General features: G+C 72.8%; 18 protein-coding genes. 15 read left to right on the forward strand and 3 right to left on the reverse strand.

Translation table 11 applies throughout. The features are described from left to right. Positions 1-46 precede the first annotated feature (46 nt). Positions 47-1,204 (forward strand): glycosyltransferase family 4 protein, encoded by a 1,158-nt coding sequence (locus AB0G28_RS32765; RefSeq protein WP_361097930.1) that lies wholly within the window; start codon positions 47-49, stop codon positions 1,202-1,204. Positions 1,205-1,208: 4 nt separating this feature from the next. Here AB0G28_RS32765 and AB0G28_RS32770 read toward each other — a convergent pair whose 3' ends face one another. Continuing rightward, the gene (locus AB0G28_RS32770) at positions 1,209-1,820 is read right to left on the reverse strand and encodes a uridine kinase (protein ID WP_361097933.1); all 612 of its coding nucleotides are present in this window, start codon (positions 1,818-1,820) and stop codon (positions 1,209-1,211) included. A 64-nt stretch (positions 1,821-1,884) separates the two neighbouring features. Here AB0G28_RS32770 and AB0G28_RS32775 point away from each other — a divergent pair, with 64 nt between their 5' ends. The 10 genes from AB0G28_RS32775 (at position 1,885) to AB0G28_RS32820 (ending at position 13,552) form a co-directional block, all read left to right on the forward strand. Then, positions 1,885-2,298 (forward strand): SRPBCC domain-containing protein, encoded by a 414-nt coding sequence (locus AB0G28_RS32775; protein ID WP_361097936.1) that lies wholly within the window; start codon positions 1,885-1,887, stop codon positions 2,296-2,298. A 22-nt stretch (positions 2,299-2,320) separates the two neighbouring features. Continuing rightward, positions 2,321-3,535 carry a cytochrome P450 gene (locus AB0G28_RS32780; protein WP_361098012.1) on the forward strand — a complete coding sequence of 405 codons (1,215 nt, stop codon included), beginning with the start codon at positions 2,321-2,323 and terminating at the stop codon, positions 3,533-3,535. A gap of 17 nt (positions 3,536-3,552) precedes the next feature. Beyond that, on the forward strand, positions 3,553-4,833 hold the full coding sequence (locus AB0G28_RS32785; protein ID WP_361097939.1) for an adenosylmethionine--8-amino-7-oxononanoate transaminase: 1,281 nt from the start codon (positions 3,553-3,555) through the stop codon (positions 4,831-4,833). A 208-nt stretch (positions 4,834-5,041) separates the two neighbouring features. Continuing rightward, positions 5,042-7,288 carry a SulP family inorganic anion transporter gene (locus AB0G28_RS32790; RefSeq protein ID WP_361097942.1) on the forward strand — a complete coding sequence of 749 codons (2,247 nt, stop codon included), beginning with the start codon at positions 5,042-5,044 and terminating at the stop codon, positions 7,286-7,288. 192 nt (positions 7,289-7,480) lie between these two features. Further along, positions 7,481-9,661, forward strand: coding sequence for a bifunctional SulP family inorganic anion transporter/carbonic anhydrase (locus AB0G28_RS32795; RefSeq protein ID WP_361097945.1), 2,181 nt, complete (start codon positions 7,481-7,483; stop codon positions 9,659-9,661). A 72-nt stretch (positions 9,662-9,733) separates the two neighbouring features. Continuing rightward, positions 9,734-10,459, forward strand: coding sequence for a dethiobiotin synthase (gene bioD, locus AB0G28_RS32800; protein WP_361097948.1), 726 nt, complete (start codon positions 9,734-9,736; stop codon positions 10,457-10,459). 78 nt (positions 10,460-10,537) lie between these two features. Beyond that, the gene (gene bioB, locus AB0G28_RS32805) at positions 10,538-11,551 is read left to right on the forward strand and encodes a biotin synthase BioB (RefSeq protein ID WP_361097951.1); all 1,014 of its coding nucleotides are present in this window, start codon (positions 10,538-10,540) and stop codon (positions 11,549-11,551) included. After that, the gene (locus tag AB0G28_RS32810; RefSeq protein ID WP_361097954.1) at positions 11,538-11,741 is read left to right on the forward strand and encodes a hypothetical protein; all 204 of its coding nucleotides are present in this window, start codon (positions 11,538-11,540) and stop codon (positions 11,739-11,741) included. The genes bioB and AB0G28_RS32810 overlap by 14 nt, the downstream gene beginning before the upstream one ends. 125 nt (positions 11,742-11,866) lie before the next feature. Continuing rightward, entirely contained in the window at positions 11,867-12,463 is a 597-nt protein-coding gene (locus AB0G28_RS32815; protein WP_361097957.1) for a DUF2567 domain-containing protein, read from the forward strand. A 48-nt stretch (positions 12,464-12,511) separates the two neighbouring features. Beyond that, positions 12,512-13,552 (forward strand): M48 family metallopeptidase, encoded by a 1,041-nt coding sequence (locus tag AB0G28_RS32820; protein ID WP_361097960.1) that lies wholly within the window; start codon positions 12,512-12,514, stop codon positions 13,550-13,552. 629 nt (positions 13,553-14,181) lie between these two features. Here AB0G28_RS32820 and AB0G28_RS32825 read toward each other — a convergent pair. Next, positions 14,182-14,898, reverse strand: coding sequence for an LON peptidase substrate-binding domain-containing protein (locus tag AB0G28_RS32825; RefSeq protein ID WP_361097963.1), 717 nt, complete (start codon positions 14,896-14,898; stop codon positions 14,182-14,184). Positions 14,899-14,958: 60 nt separating this feature from the next. Then, positions 14,959-15,594: an NUDIX domain-containing protein gene (locus AB0G28_RS32830; RefSeq protein WP_361098015.1), complete on the reverse strand. Its 636-nt coding sequence runs from the start codon at positions 15,592-15,594 to the stop codon at positions 14,959-14,961. Between the two features lie 112 nt (positions 15,595-15,706). Here AB0G28_RS32830 and nadA point away from each other — a divergent pair, with 112 nt between their 5' ends. The 4 genes from nadA to AB0G28_RS32850 all read left to right on the forward strand — a co-directional run bounded on the left by nadA (position 15,707) and on the right by AB0G28_RS32850 (position 20,463). Next, the gene (nadA, locus tag AB0G28_RS32835) at positions 15,707-16,717 is read left to right on the forward strand and encodes a quinolinate synthase NadA (protein ID WP_361097966.1); all 1,011 of its coding nucleotides are present in this window, start codon (positions 15,707-15,709) and stop codon (positions 16,715-16,717) included. Next, positions 16,714-18,357, forward strand: a complete 1,644-nt coding sequence (locus tag AB0G28_RS32840; protein ID WP_361097969.1) for an L-aspartate oxidase — start codon at positions 16,714-16,716, stop codon at positions 18,355-18,357. Before nadA ends, AB0G28_RS32840 begins: the two co-directional genes overlap by 4 nt. Beyond that, positions 18,354-19,247: a carboxylating nicotinate-nucleotide diphosphorylase gene (nadC, locus tag AB0G28_RS32845; protein WP_361097972.1), complete on the forward strand. Its 894-nt coding sequence runs from the start codon at positions 18,354-18,356 to the stop codon at positions 19,245-19,247. The genes AB0G28_RS32840 and nadC overlap by 4 nt, the downstream gene beginning before the upstream one ends. A gap of 100 nt (positions 19,248-19,347) precedes the next feature. Then, on the forward strand, positions 19,348-20,463 hold the full coding sequence (locus AB0G28_RS32850) for a S8 family serine peptidase (protein ID WP_361098018.1): 1,116 nt from the start codon (positions 19,348-19,350) through the stop codon (positions 20,461-20,463). The last annotated feature ends 79 nt before the right edge of the window (positions 20,464-20,542 follow it).

Below are 20,542 nucleotides of genomic sequence, written 5' to 3' on the forward strand. Positions count from 1 at the left end.
CGGTGCCGCCCCTCCGGCGTGCCGGGCGGCCGCTAGCCTCTGGGACGTGCTCAAGACCCTGCTCGTGACCAACGACTTCCCGCCGCGGCCCGGGGGGATCCAGAACTACCTGAACTCCCTCGCCACCCGGCTGCCGGCGGACGACCTGGTCGTCTACGCGCCGTCGTGGGAGTCGCGGACGGGGTCGCACGAGGAGTTCGACGCCGAGGCGCCGTTCGAGGTCGTCCGGCACCCGACGTCGTTGATGCTGCCGACGCCCGACGTGCTTCGCCGGGCGAAGCAGATCATGCGCGCGCGGGACTGTGAAGCCGTCTGGTTCGGCGCCGCCGCGCCGCTCGCCCTGCTGGGGCACCCGCTGCGCCGGGCCGGCGCCCGCCGCGTCGTGGCGTCGACGCACGGCCACGAGGTCGGCTGGTCGATGCTCCCCGGTTCGCGGCAGGCGCTGCGCCGCATCGGCGACACCGTGGACGTCGTCACCTACGTCAGCCGGTACACCCGCGGCCGGTTCGCCGCCGCGTTCGGCGCGATGGCCGGGCTGGAGCTGCTGCCGTCCGGGGTGGACACCGAGGTGTTCCGGCCCGATCCGGCCGCTCGCGCGGAGATCCGCGCCCGGCACGGGCTCGGTGACCGGCCGACGATCGTGTGCGTGTCCCGGCTGGTCCCGCGCAAGGGCCAGGACCAGCTGATCCGCGCGCTGCCGAAGATCCGCGAGCGCGTCCCGGACGCGGCGCTCGTGATCGTCGGCGGCGGCCCCTACCGCAAGACGCTCACCGGGCTGGTCGCCGAGCTGGGGCTGGAGCGCGATGTCGTGCTCACCGGGTCGGTGCCGTGGGCCGAGCTGCCGGCGCACTACGCGGTGGGCGACGTCTTCGCGATGCCGGCCCGGACCCGGGGCAAGGGCCTCGACGTCGAGGGGCTCGGCATCGTCTACCTGGAGGCTTCGGCGACCGGCCTGCCGGTGGTGGCGGGCAACTCCGGCGGCGCGCCCGAAGCGGTGCTCGACGAGGTCACCGGGCACGTCGTCGAAGGCCGGGACACCGGCCAGCTCGCCGAGACGCTCGTCAGCCTGCTCGCCGACCCGGTGCGCGCGAAGCGGATGGGCGAGGCCGGGCGGGCCTGGGTGAGCGCGAACTGGCGGTGGGACGTCATGGCGCGGCGGCTGTCCGGCCTGCTGGACGGCGACCCGGTGGCCGCCGTCCGCTGAGCCGTCACGGCGTGTAGAGCGCCGGGTGCCGCGGATCGTCGACGCGCACGACGACGTCGGCGAGCGAGCTCGGGTCGGCTTCCTCCTCGTAGCGCTCGTACGCCGGGACGGCCCACGCGTCCGGCACGCGGCGGCGCAGGGCGGCGGGGGAGAGCCACAGGTGCACGGCCAGGTCGAACGCCAGGCCCGCGCCGAGCAGGAGTTCGCCGTCGACCAGCACGACACCGCCGTCGGGCAGCGGCACCCGCTCGGCGCGGGTCGCGCGGTCGCGTTCGGCGTCCCACAGCGACGGCAGGACTTCGCCGGAGCCCTTCAGCGGATCCAGGACTTCGCGGCGGAGCGCGCCGAGGTCGAGCCAGTCGGTGTAGCGGGCGTCGGGGTTCGTGCGGCCGTGCTCGAACCGCAGCGACGCGGGACGCAGGAAGTCGCGCGCGGACACGCGCAGGGTCGCGCGGCCGCGCAGCCGCAGCGGATCGACGAGGGCGTCGGCGAGCTCCTTCGTCTCCGTCGCTCCCGCCGCGCCGTCGACGGCGACCGCGATCCGCCCGGGGAGCGCGTCGATGCGGTCGGTCAGTTCTTCGGCCAGGACGGCGGGGGAGATCGGACGGTAGCGCACGGGTTCCCATCCTCCACCCGGACCGGTGGCCGGTTTTGTCGTACCCCGGTGGGAAGATGGGGACATGACTTCTTCAACGGGGAAGACGGCCGATGTGGGGTGGAACATCGGTGTTTCGCGGACTTTGCCGTACCCCGCCGCGACGGTCTGGGACTTCCTGGTCAGCCGCGAGGGTGTCGCGGTCTGGCTGGGGCCCGGGGTGGAGCTGCCGCGCGAGGCGGGCGCGGAGTACGAAACGGCGAACGGCACGGTCGGCGAGATCCGCAGCTTCGTGGAGGGCGACCGGGTCCGGCTCACGTGGCGGCCGAGCGACTGGGACCACGACTCCACCGTGCAGGTGCGGCTGAGCGGCTCGGGTGCCAAGACGACCCTGAGGTTCCACCAAGAATGGCTTGCGGGCGCGGAAGAACGTGAAGAACAGCGGGCATACTGGCAGGACGTGACCGAACGCGTCGTGACGGCACTCGCCGAACGCTGACGCGGTGAGCACTGGGGTTGACATGACGACCGACGAAATCGTCGAGGTGACGGAAGACTTCGCGCAGGACGCGCACGTGTTCGCGGAACTGCTCCGCGCCGGCGGTCCCGTGCGCCGGGTGCGGCTGCCACCGCGTGGGCTGCCGTGCTACCTGGTCACCGGGTTCGCGGAAGCGCGGGCGCTGCTGGCCGATCCGCGGCTGCGGAAGAACAGCCAGGGCATCCGTGAGCTGTTCGAGGCGAAGCTGCCGCCCGAGGCCCTGCAGAACGGCCTGGGCCAGGACCTGAGCTGGCACATGCTCAACTCCGACCCGCCGGACCACACGCGGCTGCGCAAGCTCGTGAACAAGGCGTTCACCTCGCGGACGGTCGCCCGGCTGCGGCCGCGGGTCGAGGAGATCACCGCGGAGCTGCTCGACGCGCTGGCCGGGCAGGAGCGGGCCGACCTGGTGCCGTCGTTCGCCGCGCCGCTGCCGATCACGGTGATCTGCGAGCTGCTCGGTGTGCGCGAGGAGGACCGCAACGAGTTCTCGGGCTGGTCCAAGACGCTGCTGAGCGCGGCGGTGCGGCCGGAGGACGTGCAGAACGCGGCGCAGAGCATGTTCGCCTACCTCACCGGCCTGATCGCGCAGAAACGCGCCGAGCCGGCCGAGGACCTGCTGTCGGACCTGGTGCACGCGACCGACGACGGTGACTCGCTGTCCGAGCCCGAGCTGGTGTCGATGGCGTTCCTGCTGCTGGTCGCCGGGCACGAGACCACGGTCAACCTGATCGCGAACGGCGTGCTGGCGCTGCTGCGCGAGCCGGAGCAGCTGGCCCGGCTGCGTGCGGAGCCGGAGCTGCTGCCCGGCGCGGTCGAGGAGTTCCTCCGCTTCGACGGCCCGATCCACCTGGCGACGCTGCGGTTCACCGCCGAGCCGGTGGAGGTCGGCGGCGTGACGATCCCGGCGGGCGAGTTCGTGCTCGTCTCGCTGCTGGGCGCGAACCGGGACGCGGAGCGCTTCCCGGAGCCGGACCGGCTGGACATCACCCGCGCGGCGGGCGGCCACCTGGCGTTCGGGCACGGCATCCACTACTGCGTCGGGGCGCCCCTGGCCCGGCTGGAGGCCGAGATCGCCCTCGGCGGCCTGCTGGCGCGGTTCCCGGACCTGGCGCTGGACGCGAAGCCGGACGAGCTGGTGTACCGGCAGAGTTCGCTGGTCCACGGGTTGGAGGCGCTGCCGGTCCGGCTGAAGTGACGTCGTAAGGTCGGCGGATGGACCCCGCCGACCTGCTCGCCCTCGACGCCCAGCACGTGTGGCACCCGTACGCGCCGATGCCGGCGAAGGTGCCCTCGCTGCTGGTCACCGAGGCGAGCGGGGTACGGCTGAAGCTCGCCGACGGCCGTGAGCTCGTGGACGGGATGTCGTCGTGGTGGTCGGCCATCCACGGCTACCGGCACCCGGTGCTCGACGCCGCGCTCGCCGCCCAGGCCGGGCGGATGAGCCACGTCATGTTCGGCGGCCTGACGCACGAACCGGCGATCACCCTCGCCAAGACCCTGGCCGACCTGACGCCGGACGGCCTGGAGCACGTCTTCCTCTGCGACTCCGGGTCGGTGTCGGTCGAGGTCGCCGCGAAGATGTGCCTGCAGTACCAGCGTTCCCGCGGGCTGGCGGAAAAACGGAAGCTGCTCACCTGGCGCGGTGGCTACCACGGCGACACGTTCACGCCGATGAGCGTGTGCGACCCCGAGGGCGGCATGCACTCGCTGTGGCGTGGCGTCCTGCCCGAACAGGTCTTCGTGCCCGCGCCACCGTCCGGTTTCGACACCCCGCCGGATCAGTCCTATGTGGACATACTGGCGGACGCGATCGGCGCTCACGCCGGGGAACTGGCCGCGGTGATCGTCGAACCGGTCGTGCAGGGTGCCGGCGGCATGCGTTTCCACCACCCCGCCTACCTGCGCGCGCTGCGGGAACTGACCGAGGCACACGACGTTTTGCTGATCTTCGACGAGATCGCGACCGGCTTCGGCCGCACCGGCGCGTTGTTCGCGGCGGAACACGCGGGCGTGACGCCGGACGTGCTGTGCGTCGGCAAGGCGCTGACCGGTGGCTACCTGAGCATGGCGGCGGCGTTGTGCACGCCAGAAGTGGCCGGCGGCATCGCGCGCGGCGAGCTTCCCGTGCTCGCCCACGGTCCGACGTTCATGGGCAACCCGCTGGCCTCGGCGGTGGCGAACGCGTCGCTGGGGCTGCTCGCCGACGGCGGCTGGCGCCACGACGTCACCCGGATCGAGAAGGCCCTGCTCGACGGCCTGGCCCCGGCGCGCGACCTGCCCGCGGTCACCGACGTCCGGGTCCTCGGCGGGATCGGCGTGCTGCAGCTCGACCACCCGGTGGACATGGCGACGGCGACCGGCGTCGCGACCGGGAACGGCGCGTGGCTGCGGCCGTTCCGGGATCTCGTGTACGCGATGCCGCCGTACATCGCGACGGAAGCGGATCTCGCCGTGATCACCCAGGCGATGCTCGCCGTCGCCGCGAAGGCCTGAATTCAGCACATCGGGTGTGACCACCGGCACACCGAGACCCGAAGGTCCCTCATCGTCGCGCACGGTGGCGGACCAAGATCCACGCCACGCGAACGGCGGAGGCGGAAAGTGTGAAAAGTCCGGTTCGCCACGTCGATCCGGTACCCGGACAAACACGAGAAATCCTTGCGTAGCGGACTTTTCGCGTGGTTTCGGCGATCCTGCCCCCATGATCGAGATCGTTCGTGGAGAGCACGACACCGGACCCCCGAAGAACACCCAGCACCTGGAGAACCTCAAGCACGATGTCCTCGCTTCGATAGTCGTCTTCCTCGTCGCCGTCCCCCTGTCCCTCGGCGTGGCCTTCGCCGCCGGGGCGCCGCTGCTCTCGGGCCTGATCTCCGCCGTCGTCGGCGGGCTGGTCGCGAGCGTCTTCGGCGGGTCGCCGCTGCAGGTCAGCGGCCCGTCCGCCGCCCTCACCGTGGTGCTGGCCGACACGATCGCCACCCACGGCTGGCCCGTCACCTGCGCGATCACCGTCGCCGCGGGCCTGCTCCAGATCCTCTTCGGCCTCACCAGGGCCGCCCGTGCCGCACTCGCGGTGTCGCCGGCCATCGTGCACGGCCTGCTCGCCGGCATCGGCGTCACGCTCGTGCTCGGCCAGCTGCACGTCGTGCTCGGCGGCTCGGCACAGGGCTCCGCGCTCGCGAACGTCCTGGCACTGCCGGGGCAGGTCGCCGCGCACCACGACCAGGCCGTGCTGGTCGGCGTCGTCACCCTCGCGGTGCTCCTGGCCTGGCCGCGCCTGCCGAAGGCCGTCCGCCGCGTGCCCGCACCGCTGGCCGCCGTCACGCTGGCCACCGGCCTGTCCGTCGCGACCGGGATGACGCTGCCGCGCGTCGACCTCCCGGCCGGGCTGCCGGCGCTGCACGTCGTCCCGCGGCTGCCGGACGGCGGCTGGGGCGGCTTCGCCGTCGCGGCGGTCACCATCGCGCTCATCGCCGGCCTGGAGAGCCTGCTGTCCGCCGTCTCGGTGGACAAGCTCCGCGGCGGGCCGCGCACCGACCTCGACCGCGAGCTGATCGGGCAGGGCGCGGCGAACGTCGCCGCCGGCGCGCTCGGCGGGTTCCCGGTCACCGGCGTCATCGTGCGCAGCATGACCAACTACGAGGCGGGGGCGCGCACGCGGACGTCGGCGATCCTGCACTGCGCCTGGATCCTCGCCGCCTGCCTGCTGCTCACCGGCGTGCTGCGGCTGATCCCCCTAGCAGCGCTCGCCGCGCTGCTGGTGTACGTCGGGACGAAGCTGGTCAACGTCACCGGGCTGAAGGAGGTCCGGCGCCACGGCGACCTCCCGGTGTACGCCGTCACGCTGGCCGGTGCGGTGGCGGTCAACCTGCTCACCGGCGTCGCGGCGGGAATCCTGCTGGCGCTGGCGCTGATGCTGCGGCGGATGATCTTCTCCGGGATTCACGCCGAAAGGGAAAGCACAGGACGCGACGGCGACCGTCACCGCGTCGTCATCGAAGGCGCGCTGACGTTCCTGTCCGTGCCGCGGCTGACCCGGGTGCTCGCCGAGGTGCCGCCGCACGCCGAAGTCACCCTGGAGCTGCTCGTCGACTACCTCGACCACGCCGCGTTCGACTGCCTGCGCGGCTGGCAGCAGGCGCACGCCGGGCCGGTCACGGTCGACGAGATCGGGCACCCGTGGTTCGCTCGCGGCCGCGCGGGGGAGCCGACCGTGCGCCGCAGCGTCGCCGCGCGCGTCGTCCCGCGGTGGCTGGCGCCGTGGTCGGAATGGCAGGCCGAGCACGTCGTGCTGCCCGCCCAGCGCACGGCCAGCTCGCTGCTGTGCCGGGGCGCGTCGGAGTTCCAGCGCCGCACCGCGCCGCTGCTGCGCGACACGTGGAGCGGGCTGGCGCACGGCCAGCGGCCGCACACGCTGTTCATCACCTGCGGGGACGCGCGGATCGTGCCGAACCTGATCACCACCAGCGGGCCGGGCGACCTGTTCACCGTGCGGAACATCGGCAACCTCGTGCCGCCGCCGGACGGCACCGACTCGTCGGTCGGCGCGGCGATCGAGTACGCCGTCGGCGTGCTGGGCGTCGCGGAGATCGTGGTGTGCGGGCATTCCGGCTGCGGGGCGATGAAGGCGCTGCTCGGCCAGGCGCCGGACGGGCTCGACCAGCTCGGCAGCTGGCTCAGGCACGGCGAAGCCACCCTCCGGCGCCGTCACCGCGAGGCGGCGTTGCTGCTCGGCGGCGAACGGCCCGCCGCCGAGGCCGACCAGCTCGCCCTGCAGAACGTGGTGCAGCAGCTGGAAACCCTGCGCTCCTACCCGGTGGTCGCCGCGGCTCTCGAGCTGGGGGCGCTGCGGCTCACCGGGATGTACTTCGACGTCGGCGCCGCCCAAGTGTCCCTTTTGGACGATGCCGCGCGCGGGTTCGTCCCCGCGGGAGCTTTGGAGCACTGACCGAGTGTCCTGAACGACTCGTTCATGACGTCCGACGTCCTGAACGAGTCGTTCAGGACGGCCGGGTCGGCTGGTGATCTTGTGAACGGCGCGTTAACGGGCTGTCCGGTTTGTGACATAGATGCTAAATGTGGCGAGTTATTCACTCGATCGAGTGGTGCATAGCGGACATTTCACACGATCTCCGGTTGCATGGTGATCATGAGACCCCTCGCCGTGCTCCGACACGACCTGCCGGCCTCACTGGTCGTCTTCCTCGTAGCTGTCCCCCTGTCCCTCGGCATCGCCCTCGCTTCGGGCGCCCCGGTCGCCGCCGGGCTCGTCGCCGCCGTCGTCGGCGGCATCGTCGCCGGCGCCCTCGGCGGCTCCGCGCTCCAGGTGAGCGGGCCCGCCGCCGGCCTGACCGTGGTCATGGCCGAAACCATCCAAACCTTCGGCTGGGCCGTCACCTGCGCGATCACCGTCGCCGCCGGGGCGCTCCAGATCCTGCTGGGGCTGAGCCGCATCGCGCGGGCCGCGCTGGCCATCTCGCCGGCGATCGTGCACGGCATGCTGGCCGGCATCGGCGTCACGATCGTGCTCGGCCAGCTGCACGTCGTCCTCGGCGGCAAAGCCCAGTCCTCGGCCCTGGAGAACATCGCCGAGCTGCCCGCCCAGATCGTTTCCCACCACGACTCCGCCACCATCATCGGCCTGCTCACCATCGCCATCCTGCTGATCTGGCCGAAGCTGCCGGAAGCGATCCGCAAGGTGCCGGGGCCGCTGGCCGCGATCGCGGTGGCCACGGTGGTGTCGGTCGCGTTCGGGATGACGCTCCCGCGCGTCGAACTGCCCGGTGACCTGCTGAACATCCACTTCGTCCCGCAGCTGCCGGACGGCTGGGGCGGGTTCGCCCTCGCCGTCGTCACGATCGCGCTGATCGCCAGCGTGGAAAGCCTGCTGTCGGCGGTCGCGGTCGACCGCATGCACACCGGGCCGCGTGCCAACCTCGACCGCGAGCTGGTCGGCCAGGGCACCGCCAACATGATCTCCGGCGCGCTCGGCGGCCTGCCGGTCACCGGCGTCATCGTCCGCAGCTCCACCAACGTCACCGCCGGGGCGAAGTCCCGGGCGTCGGCGGTGCTGCACGGCGTCTGGGTGCTGCTGTTCGTCGTCCTGCTCGCCGGGCTGATCCAGAGCATCCCCCTGGCGGCGCTGGCCGGGCTGCTGGTGCACGTCGGCGCGAAACTGGTCAACCCCGGGCACATGAAGACCGTGCTGGCCCACGGCGATCTGCCCGTCTACCTGCTCACCCTCGGCGGGGTCGTCGTGTTCGACCTGCTCACCGGCGTCCTCGCGGGCATCGCGCTGGCCGTGGTGCTGATGCTGCGCCGGACGGTCTGGTCGGGCATCCACGTCGAACGGGAGGGCGACGATTGGCGCGTCGTCGTCGAAGGCGTCCTGACGTTCCTTTCGGTGCCGCGCCTGTCGAAAGTGCTCGGGAGCATCCCGGGCGGCGTCACCGTGCGGCTCGAGCTGGTCGTCGACTACCTCGACCACGCCGCGTTCGAAAGCCTGCACACCTGGCAGCAGGCGCACGAGCGCGCCGGCGGCACCGTGGAGGTCGACGAGGTCGGCCACCCGTGGTTCGGCGAGGGCAAGGCCGGCCGCCCGACGCGGTCCCGGCTGCACGCCAGCCGGGCGGTACCGCGCTGGCTCGCGCCGTGGTCGGAGTGGCAGGCGGCCGAAGGGGTCGACATCCCGGCCCAGCAGACCCGCCGCGGTGCCACGGAGTTCCACCGCCGGGCCGCGCCGCTGCTGCGCGACACGCTGTCCGGGCTCGCCGACGGCCAGCGGCCGCGCACGCTGTTCATCACCTGCGGCGACTCGCGGATCGTGCCGAACCTGATCACCACCAGCGGACCCGGTGACCTGTTCACCATCCGCAACATCGGCAACCTCGTCCCGCCCGGGCAGGCCGACGCGTCGATGAACGCGTCGATCGAGTACGCCGTGGGCGTCCTCGGCGTCGAGGAGATCGTCGTCTGCGGCCACTCGAGCTGCGGCGCGATGGCGGCGCTGGCCGACGGTCCGCCGGCGGGCCCGCTGTCGGTCTGGCTCCGCCACGCGGAGCCGAGCGCGCACCGGCTCGGCTCGGCCACCCTCGACGGCGCCGTCCCCGACCGCGACGGCGACCGGCTCGCCCTGCACAACGTGCTCCAGCAGCTGGAGCACCTGCGTGAGTACCCGTCGGTGGCGGCGGCGGAGTCGGCCGGGAAGCTGCAGCTGACCGGCATGTACTTCCACGTCGGCGACGCCCAGGTGTACCTGTTCGACGCGGCGGAGCGGACGTTCCGCCCGGCCGGGGTCCCGGTGGCGGCGCCGGGCGCTTGACCCGGGGCGCACGCGGGCCGTGAACGCGGCCCGCGTGCGCGCCCGGGCCCGGAGTCACTAAGTTGATGGTCCGTGACCATGCTGGTGATGACGGGGACCGGGACCGGGGTCGGCAAGACGATCACCACGGCGGCGATCGCGGCGCTGGCGGTGGCCGGGGGACAGCGGGTGGCCGTGCTGAAGCCGGCCCAGACCGGGGTGCGCCCGGACGAGCCCGGTGACCTCCAGGACGTCGTCCGCCTCGCCGGCGGCGACGTCACGACCCGCGAGCTGCGCCGGTACCCGGATCCGCTGTCGCCCGAGGCCGCCGCCCGCCGCAGCGGGCTCCCCACGCTGGACCCGGGCGAGATCGCCCAGGCCGCGTCCGACCTCGACACCGCGCACGACCTCACCCTGATCGAGGGCGCGGGCGGGCTGCTGGTGCGCTTCGACCGCACCGGCGCCAGCCTCGCCGACGTGGCCTGGTCGCTCGGGTCGCTCGTGATCATCGTCGCCGAGCCCGGCCTCGGCACGCTCAACGCGACCGCGCTGACGGCCGAGGTCGCCACCAAGCGCGGGCTCACGGTCGCCGGCGTGATCGTCGGCGCCTGGCCGGCCGAGCCGGACCTCGCGGCGCTGTCCAACCTCGAAGACCTGCCGGTCGCGGCCGGGGCGCCGCTGCTCGGCGTGCTGCCGGCCGGGCTCGGCACGGCGTCGCGCGAGGAGTTCCTCACTGCGGCGCGGGCCGGGCTTTCGCCGTGGTTCGGCGGCGAGTTCGACCCCGAACTGTTCGCCGGGCACGCTTCCGCCGAGAAGTGACCTGCGTCGCTGTCGCACCGAGGTGCCTTCGTGCACGATGAGGGACGTTTGCCGCACCACCACGATCTAGGAGACGCCGTGACCGCAGTCCCGGACACCGATGTCCTCGTACCTGCCCGCGAGCAGGTCCTCGAAAACGGCGTCGGCCTGGGCGAGCAGCAGGTCCTCGACGTGCTGCGGCTGCCCGACGACCGGCTGCCCGACCTGCTCGCCCTGGCGCACGAGGTGCGGATGCGCTGGTGCGGGCCCGAGGTCGAGGTCGAGGGCATCATCAGCCTCAAGACCGGCGGCTGCCCGGAGGACTGTCACTTCTGCTCCCAGTCCGGCCGCTTCCCGACGCCGGTGCGTTCGGCGTGGCTCGACATCCCGAACCTGGTCAAGGCCGCCCGGCAGACCGCCGAGACCGGCGCGACGGAGTTCTGCATCGTCGCCGCCGTCCGCGGCCCGGACAAGCGGCTGCTTTCGCAGGTGCGCGAGGGCGTGCGCGCGATCCGCGAGGACGGCAACGACATCCAGATCGCCTGCTCGCTGGGCATGCTGACGCAGGAGCAGGTCGACGAGCTCGTCGACATGGGCGTCCACCGCTACAACCACAACCTCGAGACGGCGCGTTCGCACTTCCCGTCGGTCGTGACGACGCACACGTGGGAGGAGCGCTGGGACACGCTGCGGATGGTGGCCGAGGCGGGCATGGAGGTCTGCTGCGGCGGCATCATCGGCATGGGGGAGACGGTCGAGCAGCGCGCGGAGTTCGCGGTGCAGCTGGCCGAGCTGAACCCGCACGAGGTGCCGATGAACTTCCTCATCCCGCAGCCGGGCACGCCGTACGAGCACTACGAGATCGTCGAGGGCAAGGACGCGCTGCGGACGGTGGCGGCGTTCCGGCTCGCGATGCCGCGCACGATGCTGCGCTTCGCCGGCGGCCGCGAGCTGACGCTGGGAGACCTCGGCGCGGAGCAGGGGATGCTGGGCGGGATCAACGCGATCATCGTCGGCAACTACCTGACCAACCTGGGGCGGCCGGCTTCGGCGGACCTGGAGATGCTGGACGAGCTCAAGATGCCCATCAAGGCCCTCAGTGACAGCCTCTGACGCGGCCTTCTGCGTCCATTGTGGACAGCCGTCCGAGGCTGGCGCGGACCATCCGGCGTGCCACAACCCGCGGACGGCTTTGGAGCCGCCGCGGTACTGCACGTTCTGCGCGCGGCGGCTGGTGGTCCAGGTGAGCCCCCTCGGCTGGACCGCTCGGTGCAGCCGCCACGGCGAGACGGCGAGCGGCTGACCCTCCCCGCGGCAACGTCCTGAACGACTCGTTCAGGACGGCCGGCGCCGCGACACGGGCGGCGGCTCACCGCGTCCCCGCATCGACCGGTTACGCTCGGTGGCACGTCGCAGGAGGGAGTCCGGGTGAGTGAGTCGTCGGGGCCCGCGCACCGGCCGTCGGCCGTGGCCGGGCCGTGGTCGGTGCCCGTGCTGGTCCGGGAGCGGCGGCCCCGTGTCGTCGTCAAGGCCGACCTGCTGCCCGCCGTGAGTGTGCTCGGCACCCTGAGCCTGCTGAGCTTCCCGCTCGCCTTCGCGTGGTCGCGGCTCGCGCCGCCGGAGCGGGTGCGCATCCTCGCCGCCGACGGCACCCGGGGCGCCCTCGAACTGGAGAGCTGGCACCGTTTCGACGACCTGGCCGTCTTCGGCTTCCTGTCCCTCGGCCTCGGGATCGTCGTCGGCGTCGTCGTCTGGCTGCTGCGCGAACGGCGCGGGCCGGTCGTCTTCCTCGCCGCCGTGCTCGGCGTCGCGCTCGCGAGCGCCCTGGCCATGCTGCTCGGCGTCGGCTGGGCGAACAGCCACTACGCCATCTCGAGTGCGCCCGCGGTCGGCTCGGTGATCGAACTGGCGCCGCGCCTGGAGTCGTGGTGGGTGCTGCTGACCGGTCCGCTCGGCGTGTCGGTCACCTACAGCCTCCTGGCCACCTGGAACGGCAACGACGACCTGGGTCGCCGACTCGGCTGAACCTTTTCCCCCTAAAGTGGTGACCTCGACTACAGGGGGGATCCACCAGTGACCGAGGACATCGAGGTTTCGCGGCACCACGCCGTCCGCTTCCCCGGCATCAGCCCACGCGCCTACGAGCACCCCGCGGACCGCGGCGCGCTCGCCACGCTGCGTGCGGTGCCGGGCTTCGCGCAGGTCGTCAAGGCCGTTTCGGGCTTCTACAACGAACGCGGCGAGCGGCTGATGGCGCTCGCGTCGTCGATCCGCGTCGGGCCGAAGCAGTACCCGGAGATCGACCGGCTGCGCCACGAATGCGCCGAGACGCTCGACCTGCCGTCGGTGCCGAACGTGTTCGTCTACCAGGACCCGCGCATCCAGGCGTCGGCCGTGGGCATGGACGAGCCGTTCATCCGGATCAGCACCGGGCTCGTCGAGCTGATGAGCCACGAGTCGCTGCGGTTCGCGCTCGGGCACGAAATGGGGCACGTGCTGTCCGGGCACGCGGTCTACCGGACGATCATGGTCCGCCTGATCAGCCTGCAGCTGTCGATGTCGTGGACGCCGGTCAGCGCGCTCGGCATCCGCGCGATCATCGCGGCGCTCCGCGAGTGGTACCGCAAGGCCGAGCTGTCGTGCGACCGCGCGGGCCTGCTGTGCGGCCAGGACCCGACGGCGGCGCTGCGCGCCCAGATCCAGATCGCCGGCGGCATCGACCCGGCGCGCATCGACGTCCCGTCGTTCCTCCAGCAGGCGACCGAGTACGAGTCCGTCGACGACATCCGCGACAGTTTCCTCAAGCTCAAGTTCGTCGAGACGGAGACGCACCCGTTCGCGGTGGTCCGCGCGGCGCAGCTGCAGAAGTGGGCGGCATCGGAGGAGTACCGCGCGATCCTGGCGGGCGACTACCCGCGCCGCGACGAAGACACGCCGTCGTCGGACTGGAAGGACGACCTGAAGTCGGCGGCCAAGTCGTACAAGGACTCGTGGAACTCCTCGACCGACCCGCTGACGAAGGTGTTCAGCGATGTGGGTGAAGCGGTCTCGGACGCGGCGGGCAAGGTGTGGAACAAATTCGGCAACGGCAACGGTTCCGACGCCGGCTCGTGATTGTCCCCAGGGGCCTCCGGTTGTGGACAACTCCGCGGGATTTCCGCTTTGGAGCGGGTTTCGTCGGTGGCCGCCGGTAACGTTGAAACCGGGGGTCCCCCTCACGGCCCCGGGGTTCCGGCGAAGTCGATCGCTGCCGCGGTGCTCCGTGGCGGAAGTGGCGCTGTGCGCTGCCGGCCGAAGGTCGCGAATGACTCATTCGGGACGTGCGAGGTCCCCAATGACTCATTCGCGACCTTCGGTAGCGTGGCAGGCTCGGCGACCAGCGTCGCAGCGGTCAAGGAGGGCGGGCCGGGGACTCGGGCGGCGGGCGGACCTGCGTGTCCGGAGTCCGGGCGCGACTTTGCCGGAGCCCCGCAGGGACGGGTGGGGCCGGGCGTCCCTTTGCAGATGCGGAATTGGCGTGAACTGCACGCTGAGGCGTGACTTGCGCTCCACCCAGACCCCTCCCGCCGCCCCGATACGAAGCCTGCACGCGGACGGTAGTGCCGGGTCAAGGCACGCTTTCCCGCCTTGACGCGGTACTGCCGTCCGTTGTCACAATCCGGCTTCGGGGTGGTGGGCTACCGAGCGCCTGCCGGTACGACACGACAGAGCCTCCCGGAGACGGGCGGGTCGCGGCGCCGGCGTCAGTTCAGGCTGGCCGGGCGGCTGAGGTCGGTCAGCTCACCCGGGGGCAGCGGCACCGCGCCCAGCGTGGTGAGAAACCCCGCCTCGCGCGTCAGGAGGCGGCACGCGATGCGCAGCCGCCGCAGGGGGTGGCGTTCCTCCAGCAGCCGCTGGCGGTCCTCCAGGGGCAGCAGGCAGTCCGCCGCCAGGGCGTACGCCAGCTCGGCGATCGTGGTGGCCGCGTCCGGGGCGTGCCAGTCTTCGCTGCGCCACGCCGTTTCGCAGTAACGGCGGTGGGCCGCGCGGGCCACCGCTGCCAGGCGCTCGGCCATGTCGCCGGACGGGGCCGCCGGGTCGTCGTCGACCCACTCCACCGAGGCGATCAGGTACGGCGCCGAAACGCAGTCGAGGTCGCGCAGCCGAAACCTGCGCCGGGCCTGCGTCACGACGTCGAACCGGCCGTCCGGCAGGCGTTTCGCCTCGCGCAGCACCGTGCTGCAGCCCACCTCGTACAACTGGTCCAGACCACGTACCTCGCGGGTCAGTGACGACCGCAGGGCGACCACGCCGAATTCGCGGCCCGGCACGGTCCCGCCGACCAGATCCGCCGTCAGCTGCCGGTACCGCGGTTCGAAGATGTGCAGCGGGAGCTTGGTGCCGGGCAGCAGCACGGTCTGCAGCGGGAACAACGGCAGGATCGTCGTCGTCGCTTCACTTTCCGGTTCCGGCTCGCTCACGCGTCCACGGTAAAGGGAGAACGGGCCCGGCGCAGCACGATGCCGGCCGGATACGGGCGGTCACCGGTTCGGCGGCGGCTTGAACACGGCGAACGGGTCGGTGATCTGCATGCCCTTGCCGGCGAAGGAGAACAGCGCCGCGGGACGTCCGCCCGCGCGGCCCGGCGGCGCCGTGTGGCCGGTGGGCACCAGCAGCCCGCGCCGGGACAGCACCCGCTGCAGGTTGGTCGCCGAGACGCGGTAGCCCAGCGCCGCCGAATACAGCCCGCGCAGGGCGGAAATCGTGAACTCGTCCGGCGCCAGCGCGAACCCCAGGTTCGTGTACGAAAGCTTCGAACGCAGCCGGTCGCGGGCGCGCAGCACGATCGCCTCGTGGTCGAACGCCGTCCGCGGGAGCGAAGCGACGTCGTGCCACTCCGTGTCCTCCGGCACTTCCGGGTCGACGTCCGAAGGCACGAGCCCGAGGAACGCCGTCGCCACCACGCGCGGGCCCGGCACCCGGTGCGGGTCGCTGAACACCGCGAGTTGCTCGACGTGCTTGAGCTGGCGGACGTCCACCTTCTCGGCGAGCTGGCGCCGGATCGACGTCTCGACGTCCTCGTCCGGGCGCAGCCGGCCGCCGGGCAGGGACCAGCGGCCGAGGTGCGGGTCGAGCGCGCGCCGCCACAGCAGCACCCGGAGTGTGTCCGAGCGCACTTGCAGGACCGCTCCCAAAACCTCGTGGGCCAGGGGGGCCTGGGTGTTAAGATGACTTCGCACGGTTTTCGATTATAAGGCGAAAACCGGAGACCGGTCCAGGAGGGCCAGCATGACTTCGACGCTCGAACAGGACCTCACCCCCTACGGCGGGGTCGAGGCGAACGCGGCCTGGGCCGAGGAGGTGCGGCGCCTGGCGAAGCAGCGCGACGCCGTCCTGCTCGCGCACAACTACCAGGTGCCGGAGATCCAGGACATCGCCGACCACACCGGCGACTCCCTGGCGCTCAGCCGGATCGCGGCGAGCAGCGACGCGTCCACCATCGTCTTCTGCGGCGTGCACTTCATGGCCGAGACCGCGAAGATCCTCTCGCCGGAGAAGACGGTCCTGATCCCGGACGCGCGGGCCGGCTGCTCCCTCGCCGACTCCATCACCGGCGAGCAGCTGCGCGCCTGGAAGGCCGAGCACCCGGGCGCGGTCGTCGTCTCCTACGTCAACACCACGGCCGAGGTGAAGGCCGAGACCGACATCTGCTGCACGTCCTCGAACGCGGTCGACGTCGTCGCCTCCATCCCCGCTGACCAGGAGGTTCTCTTCCTCCCGGACCAGTTCCTCGGCGCGCACGTCAAGCGCGTCACCGGCCGGGAGAACATGCACGTCTGGGCCGGGGAGTGCCACGTCCACGCGGGCATCAACGGCGCCGAGCTGGCCGCCCGCGCGGCCGAGGACCCCGACGCCGACCTGTTCATCCACCCGGAGTGCGGCTGTGCGACGTCGGCGCTGTACCTGGCCGGCGAGGGTGCCGTGGCGCCGGACCGCGTCAAGATCCTCTCGACCGGCGACATGGTCCACGAGGCCCGCGACACGAAGGCCAAGACCGTGCTGGTGGCCACCGAGATCGGCATGATCCACCAGCTCCGCAAGGCCGCGCCGGGCATCGACTTCCGCGCGGTGAACGACCGCGCGTCCTGCCGGTACATGAAGATGATCACGCCCGCCGCCCTGCTGCGGTGCCTGAGTGAGGGCCTCGACGAGGTCCACGTCGACGTCGAAACGGCCGCTCGCGCGCGGGCTTCGGTGCAGCGGATGATCGAGATCGGGCAGCCCGGCGGCGGCGAATGACCCCGCCGGTTAATGACCCACGGGCGAAAACCCCGGTTTGGGAGGCTCGTGCGGACCTGGTCGTGATCGGCAGCGGCGTCGCCGGCCTGACCGCCGCGTTGCGCGCGCAAGCCCTCGGGCTGCACGTCCTGGTCGTCACCAAGGCGGCCGTCGCGGACGGCAACACGCGCTGGGCCCAGGGCGGCGTCGCCGTGGTCCTGGAGGATCAGCACGACGTCGGCGACTCCGTCGCGAAGCACGCCGAGGACACCTTCACCGCGGGTGCCGGCCTCTGCGACGAGGTGGCGGCGCGCTCGATCATCGACGGCGGCCCGGCCGCGGTCGCCCGGCTGCGAGCGGACGGCGCGAAGTTCGACGTCGCGGCTTCCGGGCTGCTCGCGCGGGGCCGCGAAGGCGGGCACAGCGCGTTCCGGGTGATCCACGCGGGCGGCGACGCGACCGGCGCCGAGGTCGAACGCGCCCTGGTCGCGCGCGCCGGGCAGGCGGGGGTGCCGGTGCTGGAGCACCACATCGCCGTCGACGCGCTGCGCACGCCGGGCGGGCGGGTCGCCGGGGTCACCGTGCTGGACCGGCACGGCGTGCCCGGTGTCGTCCGGGCTTCGGCCGTGCTGGTGGCCAGCGGCGGGATCGGGCAGCTCTACCAGGCGACGTCGAACCCGGAGATGGCCACCGGTGACGGGCTCGCGCTCGCGCTGCGGGCCGGCGCGACCGTGGCGGACATCGAGTTCCTCCAGTTCCACCCGACCGTGCTGTTCACCCCGGGGGCGCGGGGCCGGTGCCCGCTGGTCACCGAGGCGGTGCGCGGCGAAGGTGCGACGCTGGTCGACGGCGCCGGCCGGCCGGTGATGCACGGGGTGCACCCGCTCGGCGACCTCGCGCCGCGCGACGTCGTGTCGGCGGCGATCACGCGCCGGATGGCGGCGGCGCCGGGCGGCATCGACGACCACGTCTTCCTCGACGCGACGTCGGTCGACGGGTTCGCCCGGCGGTTCCCGACGGTGCACGCCGCGTGCGCCGCGCTGGGTCTCGACCCGGCCGTCGACCCGATCCCGGTGACGCCGGCGGCGCACTTCTCGTGCGGCGGCGTGGTGACCACTGTGGACGGACGCTCGTCGGTGGCGGGGCTCTACGCCGCCGGGGAAGTCGCGCGGACCGGCTTGCACGGCGCGAACCGGTTGGCGTCCAACAGCTTGCTCGAAGGGCTGGTCGTCGGGCAGCGCGTCGCGGAGGCCGTCGCGGCGGACCTCGCGGCCGGGCTGCTGGCCGATCCGGCTCGCGGACGGCTGCCGTCGTGGACCACCGCGCGCACCGCCGAGCGAGACTCATTGCAGCGCGTGATGAGCCGGTACGCCGCGATCGGCCGTGACGCCGACGGGCTCGCGGCGGCCGGTTCGGTGCTGGATCTGTCCGTTCAGGACAGTCCGTTGTGGACGCAGGCGGCGGTGGAGGACGCGGCGCTGACCGTGGTGGCGCAGGCGTTGCTCGCCGCGGCCGTCCGGCGCACCGAGTCGCGCGGCTGCCACGTGCGGACGGACTTCCCGGCACGCGACGACGGCTGGCGGCGCAGCCAGCACATCCGGCTCAGCCCGTCCGGCCAGCCGGTGCTGGCCGACCCGATTCCCTTGGAGGGTGTGGCATGACGTTCCCCATCTCCGAACCGGTCCGCCGCCTGATCGCCGCCTCCGGGCTCGACTTCGACGACGTCGAGCGCGTGGTCACCACGGCGCTCGGCGAGGACCTGCGGTACGGGCCGGACGCGACGACGGCGTCGACCGTGCCCGCGTCCGCGACCGCGGTGGCCGAGCTGACCCCGCGCGCCGACGGCGTGATCGCCGGGCTGCCGGCCGCGCTCGCGGCGTTCGACCGGATCCTCGGGCCGGGGTACGAGGTGCTGGCCTCGCGCGAAGACGGTGACCGGCTGGTCGCGGGGGAGCCGGCGCTGGTGCTGTGCGGGCCGGTCCGCGGGCTGCTGACCGCCGAGCGCACGGCGTTGAACCTGCTGTGCCACCTCTCCGGGGTGGCGACCGCGACCGCCGCGTGGGTGTCCGAAGTGGACGGTACCGGATGTGCGATCCGGGACTCCCGCAAGACGTTGCCGGGTTTGCGGCTGCTGCAGAAGTACGCCGTCCGCCGCGGCGGCGGCGTCAACCACCGGCTGGGGCTGGGCGACGCGGTGCTGATCAAGGACAACCACGTCGTCGCCGCCGGTTCGGTGACGGCGGCGCTGGCCGCGGCCCGGGCGCACGCGCCGGAACTGGCCTGCGAGGTCGAGGTCGACACGCTGGCGCAGCTGGAGGAGGCGCTCGCCGCCGATGCGGACGAGGTGCTGCTGGACAACTTCACCCCCGAGGAGTGCCGCCGGGCGGTGGCGCGCCGCGACGAAGTTTCGCCGAAGACGCGGCTGGAATCCTCTGGTGGGCTCACCCTCGACCGTGCTAGGGCCTACGCCGAGTCCGGTGTGGACTATCTGTCGGTCGGCGGGTTGACCCATTCTTCGCCGGCGTTGGATTTGGGCATGGACCTTCGCTGAATGGGTTTTCCCGGGTAAACTGACGGAAGTTGTTTCCGTTCTTGGGTTTCCCGGGGAGGATCGGGTGCGGTTTCCGGCGGCGCTGGCGGTCGCGGGCCTCGTGACGCTCGGGCTGCCCGCGTCCGCCGTCGCGGCTCCCCAGGCGCAGTGCGCGAACCCGTCCGGCACGTACGGCGGCGCCGTCCCGTGGGGCCAGCGCCTGATCGACCCCGCGCGGTTGTGGCCGTTGACGCGGGGTGACGGCCAGCTGGTGGCCGTGCTCGGCACCGGTGTCGACGGGCAGAACGGCCAGTTCGCGCCCGGGCAGCTCGAAGGCGGCGCCGGCACCGAGCGGTCCGACTGTGACGGCCGTGGCACGATCGCGGCCGGGATCGTCGGCGCGCAACCGGATCCGTCGACGACGTTCGCCGGCGTCGCGCCCGGCGCGCACCTGCTGCCGATCCGCTCGACGTCCGGCGGCGACGCCGACCCCGGCGCGCTGGCCGACGCGATCGACACGGCCGTGGACCGGCACGCGAGCGTCGTGCTGATCGCCGTTCCCGCGGTTTCCGACAGCCCGGCGTTGTCGGGGGCGGTTTCCCGGGCCCGCGCGGCCGGCGCGGTGGTCGTCTCGGCGGCGTCGGCGAGCCAGCAGGGCGCGCGGAGTTATCCGACGGCGACGTCCGGGGTCCTGGCCGTCGGCTCGGTGAACGCCGCGGGCGAGCCGGTGCAGACGGAAGCGGGGGACCACGTCGGCGTCGCGGCACCCGGCGCGGACCTGGTCAGCACGTCGGCCGGGGCGGGCGGCGCGGTCGCGCACCGCTGGCCGGTCACCGACCCGGGCCTCGCGGCGGCGTACGTCGCGGGCGTCGCGGCTTTGGTGCGGGCCTACCACCCGGACCTGACGGGCGACCAGGTCGTCACCCGGCTCACGCTCACCGCCCACCGCCCGCCTTCCGGCGGCCACGATCCGCGTCTGGGCTGGGGAGTCCTCGACGCCTACGCGGCGGTGTCCTCGACCCTGCCCGCCGACGTCGCCGGCCCCGGCGCTGCTCTGCCGGTGCCTCCGGCCCCGGCAGTGGTCCCGGCCACGGCCCCCGCACCACATCCGCCGGACGTCGTGGCGGGCGTGATCGCGCTGGCCGGCGTGGCTCTCGCGGCCGCGGCAGGGGTGACGGTGGCGGCGGTCCGCCGCGCCCGCCGCCGAGGCTGGCGCCCCGCCCGCTTCACCCCGTAACCCGTGTCGTCCACCCAGGCACGCGTGTCGTCCGTTCAATCACGCGTGTCGACCCTCCGATCACACGAGATCCGGGTCT

The sequence above is a fragment of the Amycolatopsis sp. NPDC021455 genome (assembly GCF_040640995.1).
In the GTDB taxonomy this organism is placed as follows: domain Bacteria; phylum Actinomycetota; class Actinomycetes; order Mycobacteriales; family Pseudonocardiaceae; genus Amycolatopsis.

Coding starts and splice junctions, on each gene's coding strand:
- AB0G28_RS32790 (WP_361097942.1), top strand. CDS start 5,042: ATGATCGAGATCGTTCGTGGAGAGCACGACACCGGACCCCCGAAGAAC.
- AB0G28_RS32775 (WP_361097936.1), top strand. CDS start 1,885: ATGACTTCTTCAACGGGGAAGACGGCCGATGTGGGGTGGAACATCGGT.
- AB0G28_RS32785 (WP_361097939.1), top strand. CDS start 3,553: ATGGACCCCGCCGACCTGCTCGCCCTCGACGCCCAGCACGTGTGGCAC.
- AB0G28_RS32795 (WP_361097945.1), top strand. CDS start 7,481: ATGGTGATCATGAGACCCCTCGCCGTGCTCCGACACGACCTGCCGGCC.
- AB0G28_RS32840 (WP_361097969.1), top strand. CDS start 16,714: ATGACCCCGCCGGTTAATGACCCACGGGCGAAAACCCCGGTTTGGGAG.
- AB0G28_RS32780 (WP_361098012.1), top strand. CDS start 2,321: ATGACGACCGACGAAATCGTCGAGGTGACGGAAGACTTCGCGCAGGAC.
- nadA (WP_361097966.1), top strand. CDS start 15,707: ATGACTTCGACGCTCGAACAGGACCTCACCCCCTACGGCGGGGTCGAG.
- nadC (WP_361097972.1), top strand. CDS start 18,354: ATGACGTTCCCCATCTCCGAACCGGTCCGCCGCCTGATCGCCGCCTCC.